Raw genomic sequence first — 18,878 nt, 5'->3', positions numbered from 1 at the left:
CGAGGCACATGGCCGGTCGCATTCCCCCCGAGTTCATCGACGAGCTGCTGACGCGAACCGACATCGTCGACATCGTCGGCACACGGATTCAGCTGCGCAAGGCCGGCAAAGACTACCAAGCCCGCTGCCCCTTCCACGACGAGAAAACCCCTTCCTTCACCGTCAGCCCGGACAAGCAGTTCTATCACTGTTTCGGCTGCGGCGCGCACGGCACCGCCATCGGCTTCCTCATGGAGTACGATCGGCTCGACTTTCTCGAGGCCGTCGACGAGCTGGCGCAGCGTGCAGGCTTGGCGGTGCCCGACCGGGCCGATGCGGGTCCGTCGGGTCCGGATCACGGGCCTCTGTACGCCCTTCACGAGCAGGCAGCCGAGCTCTATCGCGAGCAGTTGCGGGTCCATCCCGAAGCCCCGCGTGCCGTCGAGTATCTCAAGGCGCGCGGTCTCACGGGCGAGGTCGCGGCGCATTACGGTCTGGGTTTTGCGCCGCCCGAAGGTCGCCTGCTCCTGTCGCGCCTCGGCGCGAGCCCGTCGGAGCGCGAGCGCCTGCTCAGCTGCGGGTTGATCTACGACGAGGAGGGGCGGCGTCGCGACCGCTTCCGCGATCGGATCATCTTCCCGATTCGAGATCGGCGCGGCCGTGTGATCGGTTTCGGCGGGCGGCTGCTCGGCGAGGGCAAGCCGAAGTATCTCAACTCGCCCGAGACCCCGATCTTCCACAAGGGTCGCGAGCTTTACGGCCTGTTCGAGGCGCAGAAGGCCAATCGCAAGCTCGACGCGGTCCTCGTCGTCGAAGGGTACATGGACGTCATCGCCTTGGCGCAGTTCGGGGTCACGAATGTCGTCGCGACGCTCGGCACGGCGACGACCTCCGAGCATCTCGCGCTGCTCTCGCGCACGGCGCCCGAGGTTGTGTTTTGCTTCGACGGCGATCGCGCCGGGCGCGCCGCGGCTTGGAAGGCGTTGGAGAGCGCGCTGCCGTCGGCGACCGGCCGTCAATCCATTCGATTTCTGTTTCTGCCGGACGGCGAGGATCCCGACACCCTGATGCGCGCCGAGGGCGCAGAGGCCTTTCGGGCGCGCATGACACGGGCGCAGCCGCTGTCCGAGTTTCTGTTCGAGCAGCTCAGCGGCCAAGTCGACATGACCAGCATCGACGGGCGGGCGCGTCTCGCTGCCTTGGCGCAGCCGCTCATCCAGGTGGTGCCCCCGGGGATCTACCGCGATCTCTTGGCCGGGCGCTTGAGTGCTCTAGCTGGAATACCGCAGGAATCAAGGCCGCGGGCGCCGCTTCGGGGTCAGGGGCGGGGGCGAGCACAAGCGCCGCGACCGCGTCGACCGTCGCGTATCGCCCTTGCTATTGCGCTCTTGCTCGATCATCCCGAGCTTGCCGTCGAGGTGGCGCAGCTCCCGGACGACTGGCGGCGATCGCCGAGTCCGGGTACGGCGATTTTGGTGCAACTACTTGAAACCATTGCCGCACAACCAGATATCAATAAGGCTGCACTGATCGAGCGTTGGCGCGGGGAAGAGCACTTCGCGTATTTGCAGCAACTCAGCGTCGATCCATGTCTTCGCGATATTCCCCCCGAAGGCATGGCGGCGGAGCTCGTCGGCGCCCTGAGTCGCATCGGCGAAGAGGTTCTCAAGGACGAACGCCGTCGGCCGTTGAATCAATACAGTCCGGGCGCATGGAGTGAGGAGGTGCGCGCGCAGCTCGAGCGAGAGGCGGCCGCGGCTCGAACACGCAAACGCTGATGGAGTCGAAACGATTGTCATGCTAAACTACGTAGTTCGCCTTTCAGTGGCCATCCGCCGTAGCAACCAGGGTATCCCATGGATCAAGAACAGCAACAGTCCCAGCTGAAGCAACTGATCGCCAAGGGCAAAGAACAAGGTTACTTGACCTACAGCGAGGTCAACGATCATCTGCCTCCCGGCATCGTGGAGACCGACCAGATCGAGGACATCGTTCGCATGATCAACGACATGGGGATCATGGTCCACGAGACCGCCCCGGATGTCGTCGATCACACCCTGAGCGACTCCGCAGTCTCCGACGACGAGGCTGCCGAAGCCGCTGCGGCTGCCTTGGCGACGGTCGACAGCGAGTTCGGCCGCACGACCGATCCCGTGCGCATGTACATGCGCGAGATGGGTACCGTCGAGCTGCTCACGCGCGAAGGCGAGCTGGTGATCGCAAAGCGGATCGAAGACGGACTCAACCAAGTCCTCTCCGCTCTGTCGGTTTATCCGCGCTCGGTCGAGAAACTGATCGAGATCTTCGATCGCGTCGAGCGCGAGGAGACGCGTCTGACCGACGTCATCTCGGGCTTCAACGACGGGGACGACGAGCCGGTCGCCACTCCGCAGGTCGTCGGCAGCGAGAAGGCCAAGGACGAAACCGATTCTGAATCCGACGACGACGACGATGACGCGGCGGTGGTGGATACCGGCCCCGACCCCGAGGACGCCGCGCGGCGCGCGCAGCTGCTGCGCGAGCACTTCGCCGTGCTCCGCTCGGCGCTGGAACAATACGGGCGTGACGACGAGCGTTCGCGCGCCGCCATGGCGAGCGTCTCCGAGGTCTTCCTCCAGTTCAAGCTGGTTGCTCCGATCTTTCAGGAGCTTGCCGAGCTCCTGCGTCACACCATCGAGCGGATTCGCGGCCAAGAGCGCGTGATCATGAGCCTGTGCGTCGAGCAAGCCGGCATGCCGCGTAAGGTTTTCATCGACACCTTCCCGGAGAACGAGACCAATCCGCAGTGGCTCGAGCAGCAACTGGCGAGCGGAAAGCCCTACGCCGCCCGTCTTGCGGAGGTCGCCCAGGATATTCGCCGTGCCCAGCGTAAACTTCAGGAGATGGAGAAGGAAAACATCCTGACCATCAGCGAGGTCAAGGACGTCAACCGCAAGATGTCGATCGGCGAGGCCAAGGCACGCCGCGCCAAGAAGGAGATGGTCGAAGCCAATCTGCGATTGGTGATCTCGATCGCCAAGAAATACACGAACCGCGGCCTCCAGTTCCTGGACCTGATCCAGGAAGGCAATATCGGCCTCATGAAGGCCGTGGATAAATTCGAGTACCGTCGCGGCTACAAATTCTCGACCTACGCGACCTGGTGGATTCGCCAAGCGATCACGCGCTCCATCGCCGACCAAGCGCGTACCATCCGCATCCCGGTCCACATGATCGAGACCATCAACAAGCTCAACCGAATCTCGCGGCAGATGATCCAGGAGATGGGACGCGAGGCGACCCCGGAAGAGCTTGCGCAGCGGATGGACATGCCGGAGGACAAGGTCCGCAAGGTCCTGAAGATCGCCAAAGAGCCGATCTCGATGGAAACGCCGATCGGCGACGACGAAGACTCGCATCTCGGCGACTTCATCGAAGACTCCGGGGTCATCTCGCCGGTCGACTCCGCCACGGCGGAAGGCCTGCGCGAAGCGACCCAGAACATGCTCGCCAGCCTGACCTCGCGCGAGGCCAAGGTGCTGCGCATGCGCTTCGGCATCGACATGAACACCGACCACACACTCGAAGAGGTGGGTAAACAGTTCGACGTGACGCGCGAGCGCATCCGCCAGATCGAAGCCAAGGCCCTGCGCAAGCTCCGGCATCCGACACGTTCCGATAAGCTCCGCAGCTTCCTCGACGCCGATTAGCCCGGGACTTCCGCTGCCATGGACGGCACAGTTTCCGCACCAAACACCCCATCGCAAGACGGGCCGTTAGCTCAGCGGTTAGAGCAGGGGACTCATAATCCCTTGGTCCTAGGTTCAAATCCTAGACGGCCCACCACACCTGATCGGAGACCTCTCCGTGCCGGATCTGCGATGAACTCAGGTCTCGGAACAGGTCTCGGAACCTCGTTTTTCATCCCTTCACGACGCGACCTCGGATCTCCCGGGCGCTGGACCGAGGGCGTCCAGATCGGGTGTCGCTAACTGTCAGGATCGCGCGTTGCTCGGGTGACAGTTATTGTCACCTGCCCCCTCGGTTGGACGCGAATCGGTGCCGATCGGCCCGCGCCGCGGCATGTTCGGTCTCAAGTCGGGAGAGTCGCTATCGACTCATCATCGGCTCTTCGGGCAGCCCTCAAGCCCCCGTTAGCCTTCATCCTCTGGTGCTCGTTGCCGTGTCGTCGTGTTTTGTGGCGACTCTATTCGCGTGTCTCGTACGGCATCTGCATACAGTGCGAAGAAGCTGGCGCGGGTTTCGCATTGGGGGCATGGAGTGCGAGGGGTCGAGGTTCCGTTATGTCGGCCATTCTTGCTCTTTGCGATCTTGAAGGCACTGGAGGCACTGGACCCGGAGTGACGATGGCATCTCTTAAGGCAGGATTGACATGTCGCGACCTCGATGGCGAGTTGGTCGTTCTGGACGCCGCGACGGGGTATATTCATCAGATGAATCCCACCGCCGCGTTGATTTGGAAACTGCTCGACGGAGGGACATCGATCGAGTCCATCGAGGCTCGTCTCTCGGAGGAGTTTGATCTCGATGACGCGGAGGCGCGACGCGATGTGCTCGGCTTCGTCGAGCAATTGCAGCGTGCAGGTCTCCTGGAGGCGATCGCTCGGGATTCACTGTGATTCGAAACCGCGCTCGATGTGCGGGAACAGAGCGAGCATGCATTTGTCGAATTTTCATGGTAAGCGCAACGTCATTGCACCCAGGCAACGGCACTCGCAGTCGCTCGGATCCCTGTTTGCTTAGGAGGGATTCGCTCGATGCGTCCGGAGTATCGAATGCGCCGAGTACACGGCCGGACTGAGCTGCGGGGTTGGTTCCCTGCCGTGATTCTCCCGGTTAGTCTTCCGCTTAGGATAATGGAGGCAAAGAGATGCCACACGATCCATCACGGCGAGCCTTCCTGAAGAAGGCCAGCTACGTTCCCCCGATTCTCCTGAGCTTTCACGCCGCGCCGTCTTTTGCGCGCCCGGGATCGGCTAGGTCTCGTCCGTCGCAACCCGGCATTCAGACGCTTAAGCCCGGTGTTCAGGTGATGAATCCGACGGGTAGATTGCGGAAGTCGGGAGCGTGATCGGGAAACAACAGAATGACGTTCCTGCTCTTGTCGAGCCCGGCTTGAGCCTCGCGTGGCTCGCATGTCGGTGAAGCAACGTCGGTTCAGTGTCGTCGACAATGCTGTAGCGATCGTGTGGGGGGCTGATTATCTCTCCCCGATGATCGCTGCAGCATTCGGTGGCTTTGAACCGTGCGCATCGAGCCAATCTGCCGATCTAGCATACCGAATCGTTTCGGAGGCGGGAGATGGCTCATTTAGCCTCTTGCGGAGTGGGTCAGTAATCGATCGGGGCCTTGACGCTTCGCAGGTTCTGTTCGCGCTCCAGCAGGATATCGTTGTTGCTGTTCAACGTTTGCGGCCTGACCTCGTTTTCGTCCATTCGGCCGTCGTCCAGCGTGGCGGTCGCGCGTTTCTCTTGGCGGCACCGTCAGGAAGCGGAAAGTCGACTCTCTGCTGGGCCTTGCTGCATCATGGATTCCGGCTGATGAGTGATGAACTCGCGCCGCTGGATCCCAAGACACTGAGAATCAGCCCGTTTCTGTTAGCCGTTACATTGAAGGCGCCGCCTCCGGACTGCTATCCTCTACCGGGATCCTCGATCAAGACGCACCGATCGCACTATATCCCGGTCGACGTTCTCCCGACCGTGCCGGCGAACGAGTCCGCCCCGATCGGGGCCATTCTGTTCGTGGACTACGCGTCGAGTCACACCGCGCCAGCGCTCCGCAAGCTCGCGGCTGCGGAGTGTGCGTTCCGCCTTTATCCGAATGTCCTCAACGCCTTGGCACATCAGTCCATGGGGCTTGACGATGTGATCCAAATCACGAATTCCGTGCCATGCTGGTACCTGGCCTCCGCGGCGCTTGAAGCGACCGCGAAGGAAGTGGCTGGGCTCTTTTCTGCATTGTGAGGGGGACACGAATCGCCGGGTTCCGTGTATCCCGATCTCGCGGTACTTAGTTGCGTTATCCTTAGACAGGCGACTTGATTCGCGGCGATCCATCTTCAGCGAGGCCAAAGCCGGGCGGTCATCCTTTGCCGAGAAGCGACCCGGGGGGAACGCTACGGCCGCGTGCACCAGTCGGTAGGCACTGAGGGGTTGCGATCGTGTCGCGAATACCCGTTCTTGAAAGAATAAACATGGAGTCTTGCAAAGGTTATGTGTGGCCTTGCTGGCATTTTGCGTCTTGACGATGACAATGTCGTCGGGCGCCTGGAAATTGAGCCTATGGTGGCCGAGCTCACTCCGCGCGGTCCGGATGGGACGGGCTACTATTCCGCTGCGGGCATCGGACTTGGTCACGCGCGCCTGAGTATCATCGACCTGGAAGGTGGCGGCCAGCCGATCCACAACGAGGACCGGACGGTTTGGACCGTGTTTAACGGCGAGATCTTCAACTACGTCGAGCTACGTCGCGACCTGGAGCGGCGGGGTCACCGTTTCTACACGCACTCAGACACGGAAGTGATCGTGCACCTCTACGATGAGTACGGGGACGATTTTCCCGGGCGCATGAACGGGCAGTTCGCGATCGCGCTATGGGACACAAGACGTCGGCGCCTGCTCCTGGTGCGCGATCGTCCAGGCATCCTCCCGTTGTATTTCAGTCGCCAGGACAACCGACTCCTATTCGCTTCCGAGGTCAAGGGGTTGCTGCCGGCGATGTCTAACCGGCCTGAACTGAATTTTGCGGCTCTCGATCAGCTCATGACATTTTGGGCGCCGACGTCCCCGGCCTCGCTGTTCAGTGGTGTCGAGGAGGTCTCGCCTGCCGAGATGGTCATTGTCGAGGCGGGGCAAGTGCGTCGTCGTCGCTATTGGGAGTGGGATTTCGCGACTGACCGAGACTATTTGACCGGCAGCACGGAATCCCTCGCCGAGGAGCTTTCCGAGCTTCTCCTCGATGCCACGCGACTGCGGCTGCGTGCTGATGTACCGGTCGGTGCGTATCTCTCCGGTGGACTGGATTCATCCGGAATCGCAGCACTCGTCCGGCATCTCGGGCACCCGGACCTACACACGTTTTCGATTGGTTTCGAAGACCCCGGCCTCGACGAGCGCGAACATCAAGTGCGCATCAGCAAGTACTTGGATACGCGTCATGCGTCCGTTTTATGCCGCCATGGGGATATCGCCGCGATCTTTCCGCAGGTGATCAGGCGCACCGAGGCACCGATTCTACGCACAGCTCCTGCACCGATGGCGATCCTGTCGGCACTTGTGCGTCGGCATGACTACAAGGTTGTTTTGACGGGCGAGGGCGCAGACGAGGTATTCGGCGGCTACGATCTGTTCAAGGAGGCAAAAATCCGGCAGTTCTGGGCTCGCCAGCCGGAGTCGATGCGACGCCCGATGCTTCTCAGGCGCCTATACCCCTATCTTGACTTAAATCAGCGTGGGGGTCAGGCCTATTTAAAACGTTTCTTTGGCCAAGGACTTGACCAGCCCGACTCGCCCGGCTTCTCGCACCTTCCTCGCTGGATCACGACCGGCAAGACGAGGGAGTTCCTCAGCTCCGACCTCCGCGCATCGCTTCCGAACGACCCTGTCGAGGGACTCATCGCCACACTGCCGGAATCATTCGGGACCTGGCACCCGTTCAACCGCGCGCAATATCTCGAAGCAAAAACCCTGATGGCAGGCTACCTGCTCAACAGCCAAGGCGACCGCATGCTGATGGCCAACTCAGTTGAAGGACGCTTTCCGTTCCTCGATCACCGCGTCATCGAGTTCGCCAACCGCTTGCATCCGCGTCATAAGATGCGTGTATTGAACGAGAAATACTTGCTTAAGCGAGCCCTGGCCAAATACCTTCCCGCAGAGACAATCGCACGCTTCAAACAGCCTTACCGCGCCCCTGACATCGCGGCATTTTTTGGCTCGGGTGCATCGCCGCCGGACTACGTTACAGAATGCCTCAGCGTGCGCTCGCTGCACGAGACCGGTTATTTCGATCCTCAGCGTGTGCAGCATTTGCTGCGCAAGATCGAACATGGGCGTGTGATCGGTTTTAAAGACAACATGGCGTTTCTTGCGGTATTATCGACCCAGTTGTGGCACCGAATTTTCATTGATAGGCAGGATATTCCCGTCGGGCAGATCACGACGTCCGACGCTTCAAATTCTTATTCGTAGGATAACGTTAGAATGCCGACAGTAGATCGACTTCGCCGGTACGTGTTAGAGAGTTTCTTGTTCACCACGGACGAGAGCGCTCTCGATAACGACGATTCTTTCCTCGATAAAGGTATCATCGACTCGACGGGTATATTGGAGTTGGTGACGTTTCTTGAGCAGGAATTCGGCATTCAGATTGCCGACGAGGAGCTTTTGCCCGAAAATCTCGACTCGATTGACCGCCTGGTGAACTTCATCCACCGCAAGCAATCCTGAGGTCCCATCTCATGCTTCCGGACCACCGTCCCTATCGCGCATTACTCCATGAGTGCCTCGCGATCGCCGCAATGGAGTCCCCGGAGAAGACTGCCCTGCATGTCGGGACCGAGACCTGTAGCTACCGGATGCTCGCGGAAAGATCCGATCGTCTTGCGGCGGCATTGCAGGATCGAGGCCTGAGGCGCGGGGATCGTGTCGCAATCTTCATGGACAACACGATCCCCTGTGCCATCTCCATTTTCGCGGTTCTCAAGGCCGGCGGCGTATTTGTCGTCATCAATCCGCAAACAAAGCATGACAAGCTCTCGTTCATCGCAAACGATTGCTCTATCCGTCATCTGATCACGGATGTTCACCTGGCGAAGGTTGCCATCGCCGCCTCCGCACATGTTCCAACCCTAACGCACATCATTTTTTCGGGTGATGGCGCCGAGCGTCCGTCGCGAGAAGGTGTGGCAACCGAGTGGCTGGAAGAGGTGTTGGCATGTTCAACGACAGGTATGCGGTCTCCGGGGACCATTCCCACCGATCTTGCGGCTTTGATCTACACATCCGGAAGCACCGGCAATCCTAAAGGGGTCATGCAGACTCATCAGTCCATGGTATTTTCAGTCGGTAGCCTGACCGAATACCAACGTCTATCGGCGGATGATGTGATGCTGAACCTGCTGCCGCTGGCGTTCGATTACGGACTGTACCAGCTCCTGATGTCGGTATCGTTGGGAGCCGCGTTGGTTCTGGAACGCTCTTTTACGTACCCCGCCGAGGTCTTCACGCGCATGACCCGGCATCGTGTCACGGTGTTTCCGGGTGTTCCGACGATTTTTGCGATGATGATTGCTGCACATCAGCGTCGGCCGCTCGAATTTCCCGACGTCCGACGCGTCACGAATACTGCCGCTGCACTGCCCCCGTCTCAGTTTCCAGTGATCCGCGACATTTTTCCCAATGCGCTGATCTACGCGATGTACGGGCTTACCGAATGCAAACGGGTAAGCTATTTGCCACCGGAACTGCTTGACGCCAAGCCGGGATCCGTCGGCATTGCGATTCCGGGGACCGAGGTTTACCTGAGGTCACCAAGTGGTGAGTCGGTGGAACCCGGAGCGCCGGGGATCCTACATGTCCGCGGACCTCACGTGATGCGCGGCTATTGGAACAATGTCGCGCGCACCGAGAAGATGCTCCGCGAGGGCGACATCCCGGGTGAGCGGGTGCTCTGCACCGGGGATTGGTTCCGGATGGACGAAGACGGATACTTGTACTTCATCAGTCGCAGCGATGACATTATCAAAACTCGCGGCGAAAAAGTCAGTCCGGCCGAGGTCGAGGCGGTACTTTGCGCGATCCCGGGCATCGAGGAGGCCGCAGTGATCGGCGTCGCCGACGAAGTCCTAGGCCAGGCGATTTGCGCATTTGTTGTGCCGAGCTCGGGCGTCGTCTTCGACGAGCGCCGTTTAAGGCGCGAATTGGCGAGCAACTTGGAGAACTATATGGTCCCTCGCGATATCCTCTTGCGCGAGACACTGCCGAAAAATCCAAATGGCAAGATCGACCGGAAAGCGTTGGCCGGAACATGCGATCAAGAGGAGACGCAGCATGACTCAGCGACAAGCTAATCCAGACTTTGCTGTGCTGCTCGAAAAGCTTCGGGAGGAGCTACGACTCCTGCCGGACAAGCCGGATGAGACGCCCGAGACCACACTCGCTTGCCTTTGGGCGCTCGCCGCCGGATATCCGCTGGCCGTCAGTCAAGTGTCGGATTTTGTCCCGCCGGTGCTCGACGTGTCTGCTAGAACGTGTCTTCAGGGTTTGATCGAGGAGCGACTTTCCGGCGTACCGCTGGCGCACCTCACCGGTAGGCAAGATTTCATGGGCCGGGTGCTTTTGGCATCTCCGGCAGCCCTTGTGCCACGCAGGGAAACCGAGCAGCTCGGATTTACGGCGGTCAGGCACCTCGGAACGCTCGCGGAGGAGCGACCGCTCGTGGTTGATGTCTGTACCGGCGCAGGCAACGTGGCCTTGGGCATCGCGGTACATGTCCCTCAGGCACGCGTGCACGGCGCCGACATTTCGGAAGATGCCGTCGCACTCGCCCGCAGCAACGCGCGATTCCTTGACCGCGAGGACGTTCAGTTCCGCTGCGGCGACTTGTTTGCGCCGTTTGCAGAGCCATTATTTCAAAAAGCGGTCGATCTCATCTCCTGCAATCCGCCGTACATCTCGAGTTCTCGAGTAGAAGGAATGCCGCAGGAGATCAGCTTCCACGAGCCTAAGCTTGCGTTCGACGGGGGGCCTTTCGGAGTTGGCGTCATCCGCCGTATGGTCAACGAAGCGCCCACGTTGTTAAAGCCCTGCGGCTGGCTGCTGCTTGAGGTCGGCGCCGGGCAAGGTGCCGGGCTCGCTCGCAGCCTGGGGGCTGATAAGCGATATGACATCGTCAACACCCATGAGGATGCGGGCGGAGAGATCCGCGTCATAGCAGCACGCCTCGCCCCGAACGACTGAGCATCGAGCAACCAAACCTATGGACACAAGTGTTCTCGCGCTGGATGAACAAGCCGAGATAGAGCGGATCGCAGACGCCATGCGCGAAATGCTGACGCGGCAGCTGCGGCGACGCGGACTGGTCGTCGGCATTTCCGGCGGCATCGACAGTGCCGTCTGCGCTGCGCTTTGCGTCCGCGCGGTGGGCCCAGAGAAGGTGCTGGGGCTTCTGATGCCGGAGAATGATTCGTCGCCCAACACGACGCCGCGCGGTCGGCTCGTGGCGGAGCACCTCGGCATCGAGTTCCTGACCGAGGATATCTCCGCGACGCTGAAGGCGATCGGGTGCTACAGCCGGAGAGATGACGCGATTCGTGTGGTCTTCCCGGACTACGACGGGCACTGGCCCAACAAGCTGGTCATCCGGGGCGGAGCAGACGGCCGAATCAACCACTTCGCGATCGTGGTGCAGCGACCGGATGGCAGGCAGGAGGAATCCCGCCTCCCGCTACAGGCTTACCTGCAGATCGTCGCGGCGACCAACTTCAAGCAACGCATTCGAAAGACGCTTGAGTACTTCCACGCTGATCGGCTCAATTACGCGGTGATCGGAACGCCGAATCGACTTGAGTACGACCAGGGATTTTTCGTCAAAAACGGTGATGGCGCCGCGGATATCAAACCGATTGCCCACCTTTACAAGACCCAGGTATACGCACTCGCCGAGGCGCTCGGTATTCCGGAGGACGTTCGGCAGGCGGCACCGACGACGGATACCTACAGTCTCGCGCAGGGTCAGGACGAGTTTTATTTCGCTCTTCCATACGCGAAAATGGATCTCGCGCTCTGGTCGGTCAACCATGGGATTCCTGCGGTCGACCTCGCCAAGAATATCGATCTGACAGTCGATCAGGCCGAATTTGTCTACCGCGACATTGCTGCGAAAAGGCGGACGACAGCCTACCAGCATCTCAAAAGCTTGTTGATCGAGCCCGTGGAGCAAATCACGTCGTAGCAAGGAGCCGCTCGTCAAAGGCGTCATACCGTTGGAATGCTGCATGAAGCAGTCAACTCCGGAATCTAGGTTCAGGGACAGTCGAAATCCGTATTGGCGTCGGTGAGATTCCAGCAGGAGCCGTCGAGCAAGTCCGTAAATCGGGCAGGTTCCGCGCAGCGTATGCCCACCGTTGCGAATTCACTGCCTGGGCGGCTCGCAAATCCGAGCCGCCAGAGCGAGCGCTCAAGCCGCTCGTGAAGGAATGTCATGCTGACAACATCGACCCGCTCGCGCAGAGCGCGCCGCATGAGTTCCTGAACAAGCAGGCTGAAACCGTCGAATCCATAACGCGCATCGACTAACCAGTCGATCAGCCTCATGGTCTTTGTTTCTCTCCTGCCATCTTCAATGTAATAGGCGATATAGGCAATCATGTCACCGGCTTCGAAAGCGGCAATGACTGAATACTTAACGTCGGGCGCCTCGAACAACCGCCAGTTCAGATATTGACTCGAGCGTACGACGGTCTCTTCACTGAATCCCCAGCGGCGTTCGAAAAGACTTTCGACCGAGTCATCAAAGCGAGCTAGATCGCGCAGCGACCACGAAGGTGGGATCCGTCGGAAGGTAACGGCACGCCAGAGCTTCAAGGCGAAATCCGTTGGAATTGCCAATGCCGACATTGCTAGTTTCGATTGCAATCGCTTTGAAAGGTAATGTCCTATGGTTAATGGCGCCGCGTATTGCGTACGATTGGGAAGCCGGTGAAAAAGACGATTAATCAAGCCGATGGAATTTTGATTTGAACCGATTGCAACTGCAACCGGGGTGTTGGTGAAGATGGCCATGCTGAGCCAGACCCCAAGGCCGACACCATCCAGCTCAGGATCGACTAGGATGTCCATCAGAGAGAGCGCATCAAGTGTCTCTTTGCCGTGTGCAAGCCGCAGCTTCTCGGTACCGATCATGCCGAGCACTCTGTCCGCGCGCACAACGATCATTAGGCGGCCTTTATCTTCAGATCGACCTTCTAAGTCATATCGCCATCGCAGGTAGCGTTCGTCGTCCCGGTTCGGGGATTTCCCGATGAACCGTCTCCGCAACTGTATGATGCTTGCCAAGTGAGCCAAGCCGGCGGGTTGAAAGCTCGCTTGCAGTTCATCGGGAGTCATTCCCAGGGCGCGAGATACCAACGTAGTCGTTTTCCTAAACGATGGCGGGGTCGCTTTCACGGAGGACATTATCCGTTTGAGAGGGACTGAGAAGCGAAACGCGAAGGCTCCGATGGTCGATGCTCAGTCGGCGAGCACGCCATGACGCTTCAGCAATTGAAGCACATCGTCGATGCGAGCCATCCCCCGGGATTCGTCAGGGGTCAAAATGATGCCGAAGCGGTCATCGAGCTCAGCCATCAGTGCCAGGGTGCCCAAGGAATCCCACTGAGACACATCGTCGCGGGACAACTCCGGTGAAATGTTTTCAATCGGCTCTTCGAAGATCTCCGACAGCATTTCAAGCGCGTCTGATGTCGTTATCTTGACCATTGTTGGACTCTTCATAAGAATCACTGAAGGGTAAAGCCACCATCGATAATGAGGTCGGCCCCGGTAATCCATCTGTTGTCCGGATCCAGCAGAAATGCTGCAGCCCGCGCAACGTCTCGTGGCTCTCCTGGACCTAAAGGGTGAAGCGCCGCAATGTGCGCCCATTGCTCTTTACTCATGCGCGAAGCTGCGGCGTCTGTCATGTCGGTGCTCACCATCCCGGGTGAGATGGAGTTGACGCGCACTTTACGGCTCGCCAACTCCAACGCCATCGCGCGGACCGCGGCCGTAATCGCGCCCTTGCTTGCACAGTATCCGATTTGTCCGGGCGCCCCGACGTGAGCGTATATCGAAGCGATCCAAAGGATGCTCCCGCCGGTCTCTGAAAGAATGTCTCGCCGTGTGATCGCCCGTGCGAGCTCCAAGCCGGCCATGAAATTGAGGTCTAGCATTGCTCGAACCCGCTCGGGCTTGCTCGCAGCGAGCGGCAGCGTTTGCACAACGCCGGCACAATGGCAAAGCCCATAGAGCCGCCCCAATCGCCCCGCCAGATCTCCGATGGCTGGCCCGATATCCTCCAATCGAGTCAGATCGAGCACGCATACTTCCGCGCGATCCGGGGCGCAGGAAAGCTGCGCGGTTTCCTCAAGTTTCTCCTTACGTCTGCCGAGCAATATCGTATGTGCGCCCTTCTGAATGAGCTCGAGGGCGATTTGTCGCCCAATACCCGATGATGCCCCGGAGACGAGGACTCTGAGTCCGCAGAAGCCCTGCTCTTGGCTGTTCATGCTCGACCTATCGTACCGGTATAAATGGAGTGCAACAGTGGGGCGTCGGCGCCGAGCTGCACGATTCCCGCTCCCCATGACAAACCTACCCCGTAACCGATAGTCATGGCGCGACAATCCTTCCTGCCGGTTTCCGGAATGCCTTGTGTAAATGCAAGCGCAACGGATGCCCCGCCGCTATTGCCGAAGCGATCGAGTACGAAGGGCACGCATTGCTCCGGCAGGCCGCACTTTTTGGCGAGGTGTTTCATGATGAAGCGATTGGATTGATGAAATAGATACCAGTCGATGTCTTCCACGGCGAGATCTGCGAAGGCTAGGGTGTCGCGGATCATTGGCGGAACCCGCTGGATCGTGAAATTGAATACGGCGGCGCCATCCATGCGGACAAACAAGTCGCGCGGGTCAGAGGGTGATCGATCACGGAATCCACCGCCAGGAAGGATCAGAGTGTCGTATCCTTGCCCGTCGCTCTGAAGGCAGAAAAACGCAGGGTTCAACGACGTATCGCACATTTCGATCGCGGTCGCGGAGCCCACGTCTCCAAACAGCAGGGTAGTTGCGTGATCGTCCGGACTAGTCAGTCGGCTCGGCGTTTCTCCATGCAGCATCAAGATGCGTCGATGCCCCCCGGCTTTAAGCATCGTTCCCGCCAGATAGAGGCCGTAAGGGTAACCGGAACAACCAAGTCCTACGTCAAACGCAGCGCACTGGTCCGAGAGCCCGAGCCATTTATGGAGCAAGCAGCTTGAGGATGGAAGAAAATAATCGGGCGTTTGCGTGACGAAAATCAAGCCGCTAATTGATTCGCGTGACCAGCCGAGTGACTCTAAAAGCCTCTCGGCAGCCTCGAAAGATAGATCGGCGGAGGTCACTCCCGGCTGGACCACATGTCTGTAACGCACCCCGGCCATTGCTATGACTTTGCGGACTTCATCAACGCCGTAGTCGGTACCGCAATCGCTGTTGTCGATTGCTCGGGGCGGAACACAGGTGCTGACCCCGGAAACCTGAAAGCCGTCGATACGCGTAAAACTCATTGGGCGTGCCTATCAATCAGGGGTTAACGTTCGGTGTTCGGCCGCCTAGCCGCTTCAACGTGCAATGGTCAATCGTAGTCTCTGCGCCCGATGCGGGCCCGATTCAGGCTGCTTCTCGTTGCCCGTCGGGCGGTCTTTCGGTCACCGGAATATCGTTATTGTATCGTGTACCCTTAAGCGAGTCGTCCAGCGCCTCGACGACGTGAAGGAGGCGCCGGGATTTGGCCTCCTCCTCGGGGACTTGGACGCGAAACCGAGGAAGAAGCTTCGAGAGATACGATGCTTGGTCCGCGAGTCGCGATGACGCACTGTGGCAAAGTTCGACCCAATCCGAGTCGGTGGCCCGCTGATGGAACCAGTGGTAAGCGCAGAGCCTTAGCAGGGCGAGCAGAACGTGGCGGCCCTGAACCAGGTTCTCCGTGGCCCTGGGATAAATCGCGTGAACCCGCGCCGCGCTATACAGCGCCCTAAGGACGGCATCGCCGCATCGGGCCCCCCTCCAACTTGTTAACCTGCGGTTCGTCGACGGATTTCCCGTGTGGAGACTTAGACAGGTTTGCGAACTCCGTTCTCATTCTAGGGGACCAGCAGAGAGGGTGCAACGTCGGGAGAGCTCTGCTCGAGCATCTCGCCGGCTTCGACCTAGACAGGGACAACCCGCTGCCAGAGGGCTATTCTCTAGGGCCCGCGCTGGCAGAGACCTTCTTATTACCATTGTCTTGAGTTTGGAACTGCCGGGCGTCTTTGGTCTCGTCGACGGTCCCTTGCGCGGCTTCGCGAGACCCAAATTTGTGCTGTCCGTTCCGCATTCTGCTTGAGAGTGTGTCTATAATTCGGTCAAACCCGTCTGTCACCATCGGTGCCCGACGGAAACAGTTACCGACCGCAGTTTGTTGAGGGGCGACAACGCTCATGCCGGCCAAAGTCATCGACGTGGATCTGGCTTCTGGACCAAAATCCTTGACAGGACTGCATGGCTATAACTCGGCATGTGTCCTGCTCCGCTGGAACGGACTTCCGGTAGGGCGTTTGGCATTGCCCATTCGCGACGGGCGAATCGAGGGATCCGTATTATGGCGAGAAGTCTGCGAGTCCCTCAAGGAACGCCTAGCCCGCGCGGTTCTTGACGACTGGCTGCCCCGACATCCACGGAATCTCAGTACGTTACCCTCGGCGACCGTGGCCGTTTGCACCCGCGACCGACCTGTAGATGTCGAGAACTGTTTGAGGTCGATTTGCAGCACGCGATCCCCTGCGCTGGATATACTGGTCGTCGACAATGCTCCCTCGGATGGCCGGACCAAGACCGTCGTTCAGGGCTTCCCGGTTCGGTACTCCGTCGAGCCCCGGCCCGGTCTAAATTGGGCGCGTCATCACGCAGCAAAGCAAGCACTTGGGGAACTGGTCATCTACACGGACGACGACGTCGTGGTCGATCCAGATTGGGCTGACCAGATACGAGCAGCGTTCGATTCTCCGGATGTTGCATGTGTCACAGGCTTAGTCATGCCCTCGGAGTTGGAAACCGACGCCCAGGAGGTATTCGAGTTCACCGTCGGAGGGTTCGCCCGCGGATTTTTGCCCAAGCGCTTTACCGCATCCACGATCGACCCCGTAGCTGCCGCGAATGTCGGGGCCGGGGCGAACATGGCTTTCCGTCGCGACCTGCTCCTCGAGATGGGTTTGTTCGCGAGGGAGTTGGATGTCGGGACACCCGCACGGGCAGCAGGGGACACCTACGCCTTTTTTCGAGTACTGGATGCCGGTTATACCATTTCCTATAATCCGCGAGCCTTGGTTTGGCATCGGCACCGTCGGGATATGCAAAGCCTCATCTCGACTCTGCGCGGATATAACGTCGGGACCTATGTTTTTCTTTTGCGTTGCCTGCTGGAGCACCGGGATCCGGCTGCTATCCATGCCGGATTGTGGTGGCTCCGCTATCATCTGCTGAGAAATCTTTGGCGTGGTATCAGGGGAAAAAGAAAGACTCAACCGCTCGCACTGACCCTCAGTGAGCTTTGCGGATTGCTGGATGTGCCCCGAGCCTATATTCGAAGTGTCCGTCGTGAGCAGGAGGCAGGGCGATGATCGACAATTATGCAGTGAGCGTTATCATTCCGACGCATAACCGATCTGAATCCTTGAGCCGTTCGCTGTTCGCTTTGTCGCGTCAGACTCTCGGTGAACCCTTCGAGGTTATCGTTGTCGCCGACGGTTGCACGGACGACACCGGCAGCCGAGTGTCCGATTTGGTGTTGCCCTATTCGTTTCGGTATTTGGAGCAGGCACCGGCTGGACCGGCTGCTGCTAGAAACCGAGGAGCAGAGGACGCCCGCGCCGATATCCTGTTGTTTTTGGATGATGACATGGAGGCGGCACCGGCCCTAATCGATTCACACCTAAAGGCCCACAGGGCGTTCCCAGGCGGGCTTGTTCAGGGTTACTTCCCCATTTCCGTCGGGGCGGATCGTCGAGACTTCCTGATGCGATCGACGGCGGCGTGGTGGGGCCGTTTCTTTGCGGACTTGTCAGAGCCCGGACATCGCTTCCGCTTTACCGAGATCTGTACGGGGAATCTTTCGGTTCCGCGTGATCTTTTTATCTCCATCGGTGGATTCAATCCCGACTTTCACAACAAAGCAGGGGAGGACTTCGATTTCGGTGCCCGAGTCCTAAGGCGGGGTTTACACGTTCGTTTCGTTCGTAATGCGTTCAGCTGGCATCATGATCGCCCGACCTTGCCACGGTCGCTCTCGAGAGCTCGGGCCGAAGGCCGAGGGCATGTCTTGATTTTGGGAAAGGATCCGTCCTTGACACGTGCGCTTCCACTGGGTCACAGACCGCACGGTCGTTTGCGTCAGATTGCGTTCAAGCTGTCTTGGGGGCCTCGGGTGCCCGCAGATTTCTTTTCCCTTTGCCTTCGGCTGTTGTGGTTTGCGGCGGTTCGACTTCGACTGCGGAAGGTTGCGCGGCGATGCTATTTGGGTCTGCATGCGCTGCACTACTGGTTCGGGGTCCGCGATGAGCTCGGCACTTTCCCGGTTTGGCAGCGTCTCGTGCAGGATGCACCGATACATGCGGATGCGGAGCGGGAGATCGACATCGATTTGAAACAGGGCTGGCAGGTTTTGGAGGTACTGCTGCAAGAGGTCCGACCTGACGCCGTCAGGCTCTGGTATGGCGACCACCCGCTCGCACGAGTCGCGCCGGAGTTTGGAATGGAGGCGCTGGGATATGATCAGGTTCGGGCGTACATTCTCGATCATCTCAGCTTGCAGCTTCTCGGGATCCGGCTCTTGGAGCCGCAAGACGCTGCGGGCGTAGTTGATAAATCGCCGGTATCAGATCGAGCCGTTCCCGTGATGGTTTAGTCGGATGATGATTAATCTAAAGGCAGATGTCAGCCTCGGGCGATACGATGCTGACAGCCTTGCGCTCGGCGCAGCCGTTGAGATTGCTTCGCGGCTGTACATCGCCGGCCTACGAGGAAGTCGGCGCGTTGATGGTTTTATCATGCCTCGGGCGCCGTCGGGTACTTGTCATGCGCCTTGTCCGACTGCTTTAGGGGGGGGTCGGTAACGATCTTG

15 protein-coding genes and 1 tRNA gene are annotated in these 18,878 nt (G+C 59.4%); 12 read left to right on the top strand and 4 right to left on the bottom strand.

From position 1 onward, the window contains the following. The first annotated feature begins 8 nt into the window (after window positions 1-8). From dnaG to nadE, 10 genes are all read left to right on the top strand, one after another. On the top strand, window positions 9-1,757 hold the full coding sequence (gene dnaG, locus THIMADRAFT_RS09770) for a DNA primase (protein WP_007192864.1): 1,749 nt from the start codon (window positions 9-11) through the stop codon (window positions 1,755-1,757). Window positions 1,758-1,835: 78 nt separating this feature from the next. Then, a complete protein-coding gene (gene rpoD, locus THIMADRAFT_RS09765; protein WP_007192863.1) occupies window positions 1,836-3,668 on the top strand; it encodes an RNA polymerase sigma factor RpoD in 1,833 nt (610 codons plus the stop codon). Between the two features lie 60 nt (window positions 3,669-3,728). Beyond that, a tRNA-Ile gene (locus tag THIMADRAFT_RS09760) sits at window positions 3,729-3,804 on the top strand. 521 nt (window positions 3,805-4,325) lie between these two features. Beyond that, complete coding sequence (locus THIMADRAFT_RS09755) at window positions 4,326-4,598, top strand: HPr-rel-A system PqqD family peptide chaperone (RefSeq protein ID WP_007192862.1); 273 nt, start codon at window positions 4,326-4,328, stop codon at window positions 4,596-4,598. A 516-nt stretch (window positions 4,599-5,114) separates the two neighbouring features. Then, window positions 5,115-5,945 carry a hypothetical protein gene (locus THIMADRAFT_RS26605; protein ID WP_139052784.1) on the top strand — a complete coding sequence of 277 codons (831 nt, stop codon included), beginning with the start codon at window positions 5,115-5,117 and terminating at the stop codon, window positions 5,943-5,945. Window positions 5,946-6,194: 249 nt separating this feature from the next. Next, window positions 6,195-8,171, top strand: a complete 1,977-nt coding sequence (asnB, locus tag THIMADRAFT_RS09745; protein ID WP_040730834.1) for an asparagine synthase (glutamine-hydrolyzing) — start codon at window positions 6,195-6,197, stop codon at window positions 8,169-8,171. Window positions 8,172-8,228: 57 nt separating this feature from the next. Beyond that, entirely contained in the window at window positions 8,229-8,429 is a 201-nt protein-coding gene (locus tag THIMADRAFT_RS09740; RefSeq protein WP_233490222.1) for an acyl carrier protein, read from the top strand. Window positions 8,430-8,440: 11 nt separating this feature from the next. After that, on the top strand, window positions 8,441-10,051 hold the full coding sequence (locus THIMADRAFT_RS09735; RefSeq protein WP_007192856.1) for a class I adenylate-forming enzyme family protein: 1,611 nt from the start codon (window positions 8,441-8,443) through the stop codon (window positions 10,049-10,051). After that, window positions 10,032-10,940: a N5-glutamine methyltransferase family protein gene (locus THIMADRAFT_RS09730; protein WP_007192855.1), complete on the top strand. Its 909-nt coding sequence runs from the start codon at window positions 10,032-10,034 to the stop codon at window positions 10,938-10,940. Before THIMADRAFT_RS09735 ends, THIMADRAFT_RS09730 begins: the two co-directional genes overlap by 20 nt. A gap of 19 nt (window positions 10,941-10,959) precedes the next feature. Beyond that, window positions 10,960-11,934: an NAD(+) synthase gene (gene nadE / locus THIMADRAFT_RS09725; RefSeq protein ID WP_007192854.1), complete on the top strand. Its 975-nt coding sequence runs from the start codon at window positions 10,960-10,962 to the stop codon at window positions 11,932-11,934. 71 nt (window positions 11,935-12,005) lie between these two features. On the opposite strand, the gene THIMADRAFT_RS09720 is transcribed toward nadE, so the two are convergent. The 4 genes from THIMADRAFT_RS09720 to THIMADRAFT_RS09705 all read right to left on the bottom strand — a co-directional run bounded on the left by THIMADRAFT_RS09720 (window position 12,006) and on the right by THIMADRAFT_RS09705 (window position 15,288). Beyond that, entirely contained in the window at window positions 12,006-13,088 is a 1,083-nt protein-coding gene (locus THIMADRAFT_RS09720; RefSeq protein WP_139052783.1) for a hypothetical protein, read from the bottom strand. 123 nt (window positions 13,089-13,211) lie between these two features. Next, window positions 13,212-13,460 carry an acyl carrier protein gene (locus tag THIMADRAFT_RS09715; protein ID WP_007192852.1) on the bottom strand — a complete coding sequence of 83 codons (249 nt, stop codon included), beginning with the start codon at window positions 13,458-13,460 and terminating at the stop codon, window positions 13,212-13,214. A 20-nt stretch (window positions 13,461-13,480) separates the two neighbouring features. Beyond that, the gene (locus THIMADRAFT_RS09710; RefSeq protein WP_007192851.1) at window positions 13,481-14,248 is read right to left on the bottom strand and encodes an SDR family NAD(P)-dependent oxidoreductase; all 768 of its coding nucleotides are present in this window, start codon (window positions 14,246-14,248) and stop codon (window positions 13,481-13,483) included. Continuing rightward, window positions 14,245-15,288 carry a ketoacyl-ACP synthase III gene (locus tag THIMADRAFT_RS09705; RefSeq protein WP_007192850.1) on the bottom strand — a complete coding sequence of 348 codons (1,044 nt, stop codon included), beginning with the start codon at window positions 15,286-15,288 and terminating at the stop codon, window positions 14,245-14,247. Before THIMADRAFT_RS09705 ends, THIMADRAFT_RS09710 begins: the two co-directional genes overlap by 4 nt. 912 nt (window positions 15,289-16,200) lie before the next feature. Here THIMADRAFT_RS09705 and THIMADRAFT_RS25650 point away from each other — a divergent pair. Together THIMADRAFT_RS25650 and THIMADRAFT_RS24695 are read left to right on the top strand one after the other, a co-directional pair. Further along, on the top strand, window positions 16,201-17,379 hold the full coding sequence (locus tag THIMADRAFT_RS25650; protein ID WP_083829261.1) for a glycosyltransferase: 1,179 nt from the start codon (window positions 16,201-16,203) through the stop codon (window positions 17,377-17,379). Further along, on the top strand, window positions 17,376-18,662 hold the full coding sequence (locus THIMADRAFT_RS24695; RefSeq protein ID WP_007192848.1) for a glycosyltransferase family 2 protein: 1,287 nt from the start codon (window positions 17,376-17,378) through the stop codon (window positions 18,660-18,662). The genes THIMADRAFT_RS25650 and THIMADRAFT_RS24695 overlap by 4 nt, the downstream gene beginning before the upstream one ends. The last annotated feature ends 216 nt before the right edge of the window (window positions 18,663-18,878 follow it).

It is taken from the genome of Thiocapsa marina 5811, from assembly GCF_000223985.1.
Taxonomy (GTDB): domain Bacteria; phylum Pseudomonadota; class Gammaproteobacteria; order Chromatiales; family Chromatiaceae; genus Thiocapsa; species Thiocapsa marina.
Note: the sequence above shows the minus strand (reverse complement) of the source record. Positions and strands in the feature narration are given on the sequence as shown.

Bases quoted from the DNA above. Each gene is read 5' to 3' on its own strand.
- THIMADRAFT_RS09715 (WP_007192852.1), bottom strand. From the start codon at position 13,460: ATGGTCAAGATAACGACATCAGACGCGCTTGAAATGCTGTCGGAGATC.
- THIMADRAFT_RS09705 (WP_007192850.1), bottom strand. From the start codon at position 15,288: ATGAGTTTTACGCGTATCGACGGCTTTCAGGTTTCCGGGGTCAGCACC.
- THIMADRAFT_RS09755 (WP_007192862.1), top strand. From the start codon at position 4,326: ATGGCATCTCTTAAGGCAGGATTGACATGTCGCGACCTCGATGGCGAG.
- THIMADRAFT_RS25650 (WP_083829261.1), top strand. From the start codon at position 16,201: ATGCCGGCCAAAGTCATCGACGTGGATCTGGCTTCTGGACCAAAATCC.
- THIMADRAFT_RS09720 (WP_139052783.1), bottom strand. From the start codon at position 13,088: ATGACTCCCGATGAACTGCAAGCGAGCTTTCAACCCGCCGGCTTGGCT.
- nadE (WP_007192854.1), top strand. From the start codon at position 10,960: ATGGACACAAGTGTTCTCGCGCTGGATGAACAAGCCGAGATAGAGCGG.
- THIMADRAFT_RS09735 (WP_007192856.1), top strand. From the start codon at position 8,441: ATGCTTCCGGACCACCGTCCCTATCGCGCATTACTCCATGAGTGCCTC.
- THIMADRAFT_RS09730 (WP_007192855.1), top strand. From the start codon at position 10,032: ATGACTCAGCGACAAGCTAATCCAGACTTTGCTGTGCTGCTCGAAAAG.
- dnaG (WP_007192864.1), top strand. From the start codon at position 9: ATGGCCGGTCGCATTCCCCCCGAGTTCATCGACGAGCTGCTGACGCGA.
- THIMADRAFT_RS26605 (WP_139052784.1), top strand. From the start codon at position 5,115: ATGTCGGTGAAGCAACGTCGGTTCAGTGTCGTCGACAATGCTGTAGCG.
- asnB (WP_040730834.1), top strand. From the start codon at position 6,195: ATGTGTGGCCTTGCTGGCATTTTGCGTCTTGACGATGACAATGTCGTC.
- rpoD (WP_007192863.1), top strand. From the start codon at position 1,836: ATGGATCAAGAACAGCAACAGTCCCAGCTGAAGCAACTGATCGCCAAG.
- THIMADRAFT_RS09710 (WP_007192851.1), bottom strand. From the start codon at position 14,248: ATGAACAGCCAAGAGCAGGGCTTCTGCGGACTCAGAGTCCTCGTCTCC.
- THIMADRAFT_RS24695 (WP_007192848.1), top strand. From the start codon at position 17,376: ATGATCGACAATTATGCAGTGAGCGTTATCATTCCGACGCATAACCGA.